The organism is Pseudomonas sp. R62 (genome assembly GCF_000257605.1).
GTDB classification, from domain to species: domain Bacteria; phylum Pseudomonadota; class Gammaproteobacteria; order Pseudomonadales; family Pseudomonadaceae; genus Aquipseudomonas; species Aquipseudomonas atacamensis.
This window is the reverse complement of sequence record NZ_JH635998.1, coordinates 2,145,838-2,155,384: the sequence shown is the minus strand read 5'-3', so window position 1 is coordinate 2,155,384 and position 9,547 is coordinate 2,145,838. Positions and strand designations below refer to the sequence as shown.

Below are 9,547 nucleotides of genomic sequence, written 5' to 3'. Positions count from 1 at the left end.
TTTCAGGAATACCGTCATCTCCTTCTCGGCCTGTTTGTCACCGTGGGCGCGGGCCGCTTCCAGGCCCTGTTCCCAGGCCTGGCGCGCAGCGGCGTGATCGCCTAGCGCCAGCTGCGCCTTGCCCAGCAGCTTCCACGCCGCCGAGTATTTCGGATCGAACGCGACACAACGCTGAAAATGCTCGGCAGCCTTGGCGTTTTCGCCCAAGTCCAGATAACCCTTGCCCAGACCGAAGCGCAGCAGAGCGTTATCCACACCCTTGGCGAGCATTTTTTCCAGGGATTCGAGCATTTTTTGCAACCTCGTTTGAGTGATCGTTCCCACGCTCCGCGTGGAAAAGCCTCAATGGACGCTCTGCGTCCGCTTATGGGGCGCAGAGCGTCCCGGGCTGCATTCCCACGCGGAGCGTGGGAACGATCAACCTCAGAAAAAGCTCAACCCCACATGAAACAGCTTCTCCACATCGCGAATATGCTTTTTATCCACAAGGAACAGAATCACGTGGTCGCCCGCTTCGATCACCGTGTCGTCGTGGGCGATGATCACTTTCTCGTTGCGGATCACCGCGCCGATGGTGGTGCCGGGCGGCAGGCCGATCTTCTCGATCGGCTTGCCGATGACCTTGCTCGATTTCGCATCACCGTGGGCAATCGCCTCGATCGCTTCCGCCGCGCCGCGCCGCAGTGAGTGCACGCTGACGATATCGCCTCGACGCACATGGGCGAGCAAAGTGCCGATGGTCGCCAGTTGCGGGCTGATGGCGATGTCGATGTCGCCGCCCTGGATCAGGTCGACGTAGGCCGGGTTGTTGATGATCGTCATGACCTTCTTCGCCCCCAGCCGTTTGGCCAGCAGCGACGACATGATGTTGGCTTCGTCATCGTTGGTCAGAGCGAGGAAGATATCGGCGTCGGCGATGTTCTCTTCCAGCAGCAGATCGCGGTCCGAGGCACTGCCTTGCAAGACCACGGTGCTGTCGAGGGTGTCGGAGAGGTAGCGGCAGCGCGCCGGGCTCATCTCGATGATCTTCACCTGATAACGGCTTTCGATGGCCTCGGCCAGGCGCTCGCCGATCTGTCCGCCACCGGCGATGACGATGCGTTTGTAGGTTTCGTCGAGGCGGCGCATTTCGCTCATCACCGCGCGAATGTCTTCGCGGGCGGCGATGAAGAACACTTCGTCATCGGCTTCGATCACCGTGTCGCCCTGAGGCAGGATCGGCCGGTCACGGCGGAAGATCGCCGCCACGCGGGTTTCGACGTTCGGCATGTGCTCGCGCAACTGGCGCAGTTGCTGACCGACCAGCGGCCCGCCGTAATAAGCGCGCACCGCCACCAGTTGCGCCGCGCCTTCGGCGAAGTCGATCACCTGCAAGGCGCCGGGATGCTGGATCAGGCGTTTGATGTAATTGGTCACGACCTGCTCGGGACTGATCAGCACGTCGACCGGAATCGCTTCGTTCTGGAACAGTTGTTCCTCGCGATTGAGGTACGACGCTTCGCGCACCCGGGCGATTTTGGTCGGCGTGTGGAACAGCGTGTGCGCGACTTGGCAGGCGACCATGTTGGTCTCGTCGCTGTTGGTCACCGCGACCAGCATGTCGGCGTCGTCGGCACCGGCCTGGCGCAGCACCGACGGCAGTGAGCCCCGGCCCTGCACGGTGCGGATGTCGAGGCGGTCGCCGAGGTCGCGCAGGCGCTCGCCATCGGTGTCGACCACAGTGATGTCGTTGGCCTCGCTGGCCAGATGTTCGGCCAGCGAACCGCCGACCTGTCCCGCACCGAGGATGATGATTTTCATCCAGTCACTCCATGAATCCGTTTAGCCGCGCGCGGCGGCGATCTTGATCAGCTTGGCGTAGTAGAAGCCGTCATGCCCGCCCTGCTGGGCCAGCAACTGGCGACCATGGGGCTGCTTGATGCCGGCCGCGGTGGCCAGATCCAGTTCCCGCGCGCCGGGGGTGCGCTCGAGGAACGCGGCGATGACTTCGGTGTTCTCGGTCGGCAGCGTCGAGCACGTGGCGTAGAGCAGGATGCCGCCGACTTCGAGGGTTTTCCACATGGCGTCGAGCAGTTCGCCTTGCAGTTGTGCGAGCGCGACGATGTCGTCGGGCTGGCGGGTCAGCTTGATGTCCGGATGGCGGCGGATCACCCCGGTGGCCGAGCATGGCGCATCGAGGAGGATGCGCTGGAACGGTTTGCCGTCCCACCATTTGTCGATATCGCGACCGTCGGCAGCGATCAGTTCAGCGTCGAGGCCGAGGCGCTCGAGGTTTTCCTTCACCCGCACTAGACGCTTGGCTTCCAGATCCACCGCCACCACCCCGGCCAGCGCCGGTTCGGCTTCGAGGATGTGGCAGGTCTTGCCGCCAGGGGCGCAGCAGGCGTCAAGCACCCGCTGCCCCGGCGCCAGATCGAGCAGGTCGGCGGCCAGTTGCGCGGCTTCGTCCTGCACGCTGATCCAGCCTTCGGCGAAACCCGGCAGGCTGCGCACATCGGCAGCGGCTTCGAGGACGATGCCGTCGCGGCTGTAAACGCACGGTTTCGCGGCGATCCCGGCTTCGCCCAGCAACGCCAGATAAGCATCGCGGCTGTGATGACGGCAGTTGACCCGCAGGATCATTGGCGGATGCGCGTTATTCGCTGCGCAGATCGCTTCCCACTGCTCGGGCCAGAAGGCCTTCAGGGATTTTTGCAGCCAGCGCGGGTGGGCCGTGCGCACCACCGGATCGCGTTCCAGTTCGGCGAAGATCGTCTCGCTTTCGCGCTGGGCATTGCGCAGCACCGCGTTGAGCAGACCTTTGGCCCAAGGCTTTTTCAGCTTGTCGGCACAACCGACGGTTTCGCCAATGGCGGCGTGGGCCGGCACGCGGGTGTAGAGCAATTGGTACAGACCAACCAGCAGCAACGCCTCGACATCAGCGTCGGCGGCCTTGAACGGTTTCTGCAGGAGTTTTTCCGCCAGTGCCGACAGGCGTGGCTGCCAGCGTGCAGTGCCGAAGGCCAGGTCCTGAGTGAAACCGCGATCGCGATCCTCGACCTTGTCCAGTTGCGTCGGCAGGGAGCTGTTCAGCGAGGCTTTGCCGCTGAGTACGGCAGCGAGTGCCTTGGCGGCGGCCAGACGCGGGTTCATTGCGCATCCACCGCTGCGCCGAGGACGCTGCCGACGGCGAATTTCTCGCGGCGGCTGTTGAACAGGTCGCTGAAGTTCAGCGCCTTGCCGCCGGGCAATTGCAGGCGGGTCAGACACAGCGCTTGTGCACCGCAGGCGACAATCAGGCCGTCCTTGCTGGCGCTGAGGATTTCACCCGGAGCGCCAGTGCCGTCGGCCACGGTCGCGGCCAGCACTTTCAACGCTTCGCCATTGAGCGTGCTGTGGGTGATCGGCCATGGATTGAAGGCGCGGACCAGACGTTCCAGCTCCACCGCCGGACGGCTCCAGTCGATGCGTGCTTCGTCTTTGTTGAGTTTGTGCGCGTAGGTTGCGAGTTCGTCGTTCTGCACCTCACCTTGCAGGGTGCCGGCAGCCAGACCGGCAATCGCCTGCACCACGGCGGGCGGCCCCATCTCGGCGAGGCGATCATGCAGGGTGCCGCCAGTGTCTTGCGCGCCGATCGGCGTGACGACCTTGAGCAGCATCGGCCCGGTATCCAGCCCGGCCTCCATGCGCATCACCGTTACACCGCTTTCGGCATCGCCGTGTTCGACCGCGCGCTGGATCGGCGCCGCACCGCGCCAGCGCGGCAGCAGCGATGCATGGCTGTTGATGCAACCCAGACGCGGAATATCCAGCACCGCTTGCGGCAGGATCAAACCGTAAGCGACCACCACCATCAGATCCGGCTTCAGCGCGGCCAGCTCTGCCTGAGCCTCGGCATTGCGCAAGGTCGGCGGCTGCAACACCTGGATATTATTTTCCAGAGCGAGTTGTTTGACCGGGCTCGGCATCAGTTTTTGCCCACGGCCGGCCGGGCGATCCGGCTGGGTGTAGACCGCGACGATCTCGTACGGGCTGCTCAGCAGGGCCTTGAGGTGTTCGGCGGCGAATTCCGGGGTACCGGCAAAAACAATGCGCAGTGGCTCAGTCATGAAAGGCGTCTCATAAAAAGAAAAAGGCTTGCCGCAGCAAGCCTTTGAAGAGGGGCATCAAGCGTTCTGGCGGTGCAGCTTTTCCAGCTTCTTCTTGATCCGGTCGCGTTTGAGCGTGGACAGGTAATCGACGAACAATTTGCCGTTGAGGTGGTCGCATTCGTGCTGGATGCACACGGCGAGCAGACCTTCGGCGATCAGCTCATAAGGCTTGCCGTCGCGGTCCAGCGCCTTGATTTTGACCTTCTGCGGGCGGTCGACGTTTTCGTAGAAGCCCGGTACCGAGAGGCAGCCTTCCTGGTACTGGTCCATCTCGTCGGTCAGCGGTTCGAACTCGGGGTTGATGAACACCCGTGGCTCGGTACGGTCTTCGGACAGGTCCATCACGACGATACGTTTGTGCACGTTGACCTGGGTCGCGGCGAGGCCGATGCCCGGCGCTTCATACATTGTTTCAAACATGTCGTCGACCAACTGACGCACTTCGTCGTCCACTACAGCCACTGGTTTGGCGATAGTGCGCAGACGCGGGTCCGGAAATTCGAGGATGTTTAAAATGGCCATAGGCTTCGATTGCTGCACACGTTGAGTAAAGTCGGGTCGATGGCCTGGCGGGTCCGAAGATGCAGGCTACCGTTGTGAAGCGTAGCTTCTGAAAAACAGAAGCGAGCCACGGGGGCTCTGACGATTCACGCGAATGCACATGATAAAGGGATTCACCGCATGAGGAAAACACTACTCGCCCTGCTGCTCCTGGCTTCGGCCGGCGCCGCGCAAGGGCAAGTGCAACTCAGGGATGGTTTTCCACAGCAATACACGGTGGTTTCCGGAGACACGCTCTGGGACATTTCCGGCAAATACCTGCGCGAGCCCTGGCAGTGGCCACAACTGTGGCGGGCCAATCCGCAGATCGAAAACCCCAACCTGATCTATCCCGGCGACACACTGACCCTCAGCTACGTCAACGGCCAGCCGCAACTGACCGTCCATCGTGGCGAGTCGCGCGGCACCATCAAGCTCTCGCCACGGATTCGCACCAGTCCGGTGGCCGAGGCGATTCCGAGCATTCCGCTGAAATCGATCAACAGCTTTTTGCTGAGCAACCGTATCGTCGACAAGGCCGAAGACTTCGACAAGGCCCCCTACATCGTCGCCGGCGATGCCGAACGGGTGCTCAGCGGTACCGGTGACCGCATCTTCGCCCGTGGCCATTTCGATCCGGAGCAACCGGTGTACGGCATCTTCCGCCAGGGCAAGGTCTACACCGATCCGCAGACCAAGGAATTCCTCGGCATCAACGCCGACGATATCGGCGGCGGCGAGATTGTTGCCACCGAAGGCGACGTCGCCACCCTCGCCTTGCAACGCACCACCCAGGAAGTGCGCCTCGGTGACCGCTTGTTCGGCGGTGAAGAACGTTCGATCAATTCAACGTTCATGCCCAGCGCGCCGAAGCGTTCCATCGACGGGCTGATCATTGACGTGCCACGCGGCGTAACGCAGATCGGTGTAATGGACGTGGTTACCCTGAACAAAGGCAAACGTGACGGTCTGGCCGAAGGCAATGTTCTGGCGGTGATGAAAACCGGCGAAACCGTACGTGATCGGATCACCGGCCAGCCGCTGAAAATTCCCGATGAACGCGCCGGCCTGCTGATGGTGTTCCGCACCTACGACAAGCTCAGTTACGGCCTGGTCCTCAATGCTTCACGTTCGCTTGCGGTGCTCGACAAGGTGCGAAATCCGTAAGCTTGCTTAACAAGTTACCAACAGAGTTATCCACAGCTTGTTCCGAATGGTTCGGAGCATAGAACGATCAAGGATGATCCATTCATGTTGTCTGTCAGTACGGCCATTTCCCCGGCGGAACTGGAAGCGCGTCTGCGCCTGCACCGCATGCCGAATATCGGCCCCAAGCGTTTTGCCAAATTGCTCGAAGCCTTCGGCTCGGCGTCGAAAGCCCTCAGCGCGCCGGCCAGTGCCTGGCGCTCACTGGGGTTGCCGGCGGCCTGCGCCGAAGCACGGCGTTGTCCAACGGTGCGCGACGGCGCCAGCCACGCAATGCGCTGGCTAGAGCACCCCGACCAACATTTACTGATGTGGGACCAAGCGGATTATCCAGCGTTGCTGGCGCAAATCGCCGATCCACCGCCGCTGTTATTCGTCGCGGGCGATCCGTCGATTCTGGAAAAACCGCAACTGGCGATGGTCGGCAGCCGCCGCGCTTCGCGCCCGGGCATGGATACGGCGGCGGCGTTTTCCCGCAGTCTGGCCGGGGCCGGTTTTGTCATCAACAGTGGTCTGGCGCTGGGCATCGATGCTGCTGCCCACCAGGCTGCTCTGGATGTTGGCGGCTTGACCGTGGGGGTGCTCGGCACGGGGCTGGAAAATTTTTATCCACAATGCAATAAACGCCTGGCCGAGGCGATGATTGCCTCGGGCAGTGCGGTGCTTTCCGAGTTTCCGTTGGACGCCGGGCCGAGCCCGAGCAACTTTCCCCGGCGCAACCGCATCATCAGCGGGTTGTCCCTCGGCGTGCTGGTGGTCGAGGCCAGTGTTGCCAGCGGTTCGTTGATCACCGCGCGGCTGGCAGCCGAACAGGGTCGCGAGGTTTATGCCATTCCGGGCTCGATCCATCACCCCGGCGCGCGCGGTTGTCACCAATTGATTCGCGACGGGGCGGTGCTGGTGGAGACTATCGAACATATCCTCGAAGCCTTGCGCGGCTGGCAGCAGCCGTTGCTATCCACAGCGGCGGTGCAGGCCGATCACCCGTTGCTGGCGCTGCTGCACGCGGCGCCGCACACCAGCGAGGCCTTGGCCGCGAGTTGTGGCTGGCCGTTGCCGAAGGTGCTGGCAACGTTGACCGAGCTGGAAATCGAAGGCCGTGCGGTATGCGAAAACGGTCGCTGGCTGGCGCGGTCGAGCTAGGTTTTACGAGGAAGATCGGTAAACTGCGCGAAACCTGTTTGTGGGAGAGTTTTTTCATGGTCAACAGTTGGCGTGTGCAACAAGCCGCGCGTGAAGTTCGCGCCGGCGCGGTGATTGCCTATCCAACCGAAGCCGTCTGGGGGCTGGGTTGCGACCCGTGGAATGAAGACGCGGTGGACCGCTTGCTGGCGATCAAGAATCGCTCGGTGAGCAAAGGGCTGATCCTGGTCGCCGACAACATCCGCCAGTTCGATTTCCTCTTCGAGGACTTCCCGCAGGACTGGATCGACCGCATGGCCAGTACCTGGCCGGGGCCGAACACCTGGCTGGTGCCGCATCAGAACCTGTTGCCGGAGTGGGTCACAGGCGTTCATGACACCGTGGCGCTGCGGGTCAGCGATCACCCGCAGGTGCGCGACCTGTGCTCGCTGGTCGGGCCATTGATTTCCACATCGGCCAACCCACAGGGGCGACCGCCGGCGCGCACGCGTTTGCGCATCGAGCAGTATTTCCGTGGTCAGGTCGATCTGGTGCTGGGCGGCAGCCTTGGCGGGCGCAAGAATCCCAGCGTGATCCGCGACCTGGCCACCGGTAGCGTCGTTCGTCCTGACTGACGCCATTCTTTTTATTTTTCTGCGGACTCCTCGGCGTCGACGAGGAGTTCTGCGCATGCCCGCACTTTATTCCTGCATTCGTTCAAAACTTATCCGTTGCCATTGTTCTTTCATGCGTCAGACGAATCTTTGAGTCTGAAATATCTGTAAGTTTTCCCACGTGATTCTCAGAACGCGTGCAGTGGCGAGATTTCCAAAAGCATCCATTCTTTCAATGTGCTTGAAGCAACTTCGAAATATTAATGGCTGCGGAGAAGTAATGGATATTACCGATTTACACCTCAAGGATTATCTGCAGGGCTTTCAGGAGACACTCAAGAATCAACAGGCCGACTATCGTGTGGCCATTGTTGAGGCAGGATCGGATGCCGGGGAATTTGAACGCTTCATCAATCGACAGTTTCGCCTGCGATTGCAGCATTACATGCTCACCTCCAGAGCCCGGGCGCTGGAAACTCGACTGGCGATCACCTCACGCAGCACGCACTTTCTGTTGTATCAGCGTGATCAGCTTATTGCGGTGCTGCGGGCAACTCCGGCGCCCTTCGAATGGGCTTCACTGGCGCAGCATCATGTGTCTCCCACTGTGGCATTGGCGCGCCACGTCGAGTTCAGCCGTCTGATCACCCATTCCCAGCAGCACCGGCCGGTGTCGGTCAATGGTCTGCTTGCCACCGCTGCGGAATGGGCGATCGATCGCGGATATCACGGGGTGACGGCCTTATGCAGATCGCCACAGCGGCAACTGTATCAGCGCTTCGGCCTGACACCGATCGCTTCGCAGGCAATGCATATCGAGCAGCGTGCCCGGGGCGATTATTGGCTGTTGTCTGCCGAGTGGCGACAAATCCTCATGGCCCTGGATCAGCCTGTGAACATGAACGCGCATCAGCCGGAGTATCGTGATGTTTTTAACCGTCAGTATTGATCCGCCAGTGATTGAAGAGTGGGCTGAGAAATGGCTCGTATATGAATCGAAGAAGTTGCGCAGGAAGTTCGCCGGTCGTAGACCAGCGGCGAAGAAATTTCACCGCAAGATGTACTTGATATAGCCGCAAGATACTCGGCGAACTCATGGAAGAGTTCGCCGAGTATCAACTTGAGGCGTTATGGCAGCAGAATTGTGGAACCGGTCGTGCGCCGTGCCGACAGTTCGGTTTGTGCTTTCGCCGCATCCGCCAGTGCATGGCGCTGGCTGATGTCGACCTTCAGCTTGCCGCTGATGATCATCTCGAACAGCTCGTCGGCCATGCGTTGCAGGTTCTCGGCGTTGTTGGCGTAGGTCGCCAGCGTAGGCCGGGTGACGTACAACGAGCCCTTGGCGGCGAGAATGCCCAGATTGACGCCATCGACCGCGCCGGAAGCATTGCCGAAGCTCACGACCAGGCCACGTGGTGCCACGCTGTCCAGAGACGTGAGCCAAGTGTCCTTGCCGACGCCGTCATACACCACCGGGACTTTCTTGCCGTCAGTCAGTGCCAGCACGCGCTCGGCAACGTTTTCATGGCTGTAGTCGATGGTGGCCCAGGCGCCGTTGGCTTTGGCCAGCTCGGCTTTCTCCTTCGAGCTGACGGTGCCGATCAGCTTCACGCCCAGCGCTTTGGCCCATTGGCAGGCCAGCGAGCCGACGCCACCGGCTGCGGCGTGGAACAGAATGGTTTCACCGCCCTGCAGTGGGTAGGTCTGGCGCAGCAGGTATTGCACGGTCAGGCCCTTGAGCATGACCCCGGCGGCGGTTTCGAAACTGATTTCATCGGGCAGGTGTACCAGATTGTCCTGCGGCAGAACATGCAGCTGGCTGTAGGCGCCGAGCGGGCCGCTGCCGTATGCCACACGATCGCCGACCTTGAACCGGGTGACTTCGCTGCCCACCGCTTCGACCGTGCCGGCGCCTTCCGAACCCAGGCCGGACGG

The 9,547-nt window shown here is 61.5% G+C and carries 10 protein-coding genes; 4 read left to right on the top strand and 6 right to left on the bottom strand.

Annotation, left to right across the window (positions count from 1 at the left end):
* The 5 genes from OQK_RS10715 to def all read right to left on the bottom strand — a co-directional run.
* The coding region (locus OQK_RS10715) for a tetratricopeptide repeat protein (protein ID WP_016772382.1) at window positions 1-291 on the bottom strand (291 nt) is incomplete at its 3' end.
* A gap of 132 nt (window positions 292-423) precedes the next feature.
* Window positions 424-1,800 (bottom strand): Trk system potassium transporter TrkA, encoded by a 1,377-nt coding sequence (gene trkA, locus OQK_RS10710; protein WP_016772381.1) that lies wholly within the window; start codon window positions 1,798-1,800, stop codon window positions 424-426.
* Between the two features lie 21 nt (window positions 1,801-1,821).
* Window positions 1,822-3,132 (bottom strand): 16S rRNA (cytosine(967)-C(5))-methyltransferase RsmB, encoded by a 1,311-nt coding sequence (rsmB, locus tag OQK_RS10705; protein ID WP_016772380.1) that lies wholly within the window; start codon window positions 3,130-3,132, stop codon window positions 1,822-1,824.
* Window positions 3,129-4,088: a methionyl-tRNA formyltransferase gene (gene fmt / locus OQK_RS10700; protein WP_016772379.1), complete on the bottom strand. Its 960-nt coding sequence runs from the start codon at window positions 4,086-4,088 to the stop codon at window positions 3,129-3,131. The genes rsmB and fmt overlap by 4 nt, the downstream gene beginning before the upstream one ends.
* A gap of 57 nt (window positions 4,089-4,145) precedes the next feature.
* Window positions 4,146-4,652, bottom strand: coding sequence for a peptide deformylase (gene def / locus OQK_RS10695; protein ID WP_016772378.1), 507 nt, complete (start codon window positions 4,650-4,652; stop codon window positions 4,146-4,148).
* 159 nt (window positions 4,653-4,811) lie between these two features.
* On the opposite strand from def, the gene OQK_RS10690 reads away from it, so the two are divergent.
* The 4 genes from OQK_RS10690 (at window position 4,812) to OQK_RS10675 (ending at window position 8,561) form a co-directional block, all read left to right on the top strand.
* Complete coding sequence (locus OQK_RS10690) at window positions 4,812-5,837, top strand: LysM peptidoglycan-binding domain-containing protein (protein WP_016772377.1); 1,026 nt, start codon at window positions 4,812-4,814, stop codon at window positions 5,835-5,837.
* An 84-nt stretch (window positions 5,838-5,921) separates the two neighbouring features.
* Window positions 5,922-7,019 (top strand): DNA-processing protein DprA, encoded by a 1,098-nt coding sequence (gene dprA / locus OQK_RS10685; protein WP_016772376.1) that lies wholly within the window; start codon window positions 5,922-5,924, stop codon window positions 7,017-7,019.
* Window positions 7,020-7,075: 56 nt separating this feature from the next.
* Window positions 7,076-7,633 (top strand): L-threonylcarbamoyladenylate synthase, encoded by a 558-nt coding sequence (locus OQK_RS10680; protein ID WP_016772375.1) that lies wholly within the window; start codon window positions 7,076-7,078, stop codon window positions 7,631-7,633.
* Between the two features lie 259 nt (window positions 7,634-7,892).
* Window positions 7,893-8,561 (top strand): hypothetical protein, encoded by a 669-nt coding sequence (locus tag OQK_RS10675; RefSeq protein ID WP_016772374.1) that lies wholly within the window; start codon window positions 7,893-7,895, stop codon window positions 8,559-8,561.
* A gap of 179 nt (window positions 8,562-8,740) precedes the next feature.
* Here OQK_RS10675 and OQK_RS10670 read toward each other — a convergent pair.
* Window positions 8,741-9,547, bottom strand: an 807-nt coding sequence (locus tag OQK_RS10670; protein ID WP_038860842.1) for a quinone oxidoreductase family protein, incomplete at its 5' end; no start/stop codon positions are given.

What these genes read in the sequence shown, in the direction of transcription:
- fmt (WP_016772379.1), bottom strand. Translation starts at nt 4,088, where the DNA reads ATGACTGAGCCACTGCGCATTGTTTTTGCCGGTACCCCGGAATTCGCC.
- rsmB (WP_016772380.1), bottom strand. Translation starts at nt 3,132, where the DNA reads ATGAACCCGCGTCTGGCCGCCGCCAAGGCACTCGCTGCCGTACTCAGC.
- OQK_RS10675 (WP_016772374.1), top strand. Translation starts at nt 7,893, where the DNA reads ATGGATATTACCGATTTACACCTCAAGGATTATCTGCAGGGCTTTCAG.
- dprA (WP_016772376.1), top strand. Translation starts at nt 5,922, where the DNA reads ATGTTGTCTGTCAGTACGGCCATTTCCCCGGCGGAACTGGAAGCGCGT.
- trkA (WP_016772381.1), bottom strand. Translation starts at nt 1,800, where the DNA reads ATGAAAATCATCATCCTCGGTGCGGGACAGGTCGGCGGTTCGCTGGCC.
- OQK_RS10690 (WP_016772377.1), top strand. Translation starts at nt 4,812, where the DNA reads ATGAGGAAAACACTACTCGCCCTGCTGCTCCTGGCTTCGGCCGGCGCC.
- def (WP_016772378.1), bottom strand. Translation starts at nt 4,652, where the DNA reads ATGGCCATTTTAAACATCCTCGAATTTCCGGACCCGCGTCTGCGCACT.
- OQK_RS10680 (WP_016772375.1), top strand. Translation starts at nt 7,076, where the DNA reads ATGGTCAACAGTTGGCGTGTGCAACAAGCCGCGCGTGAAGTTCGCGCC.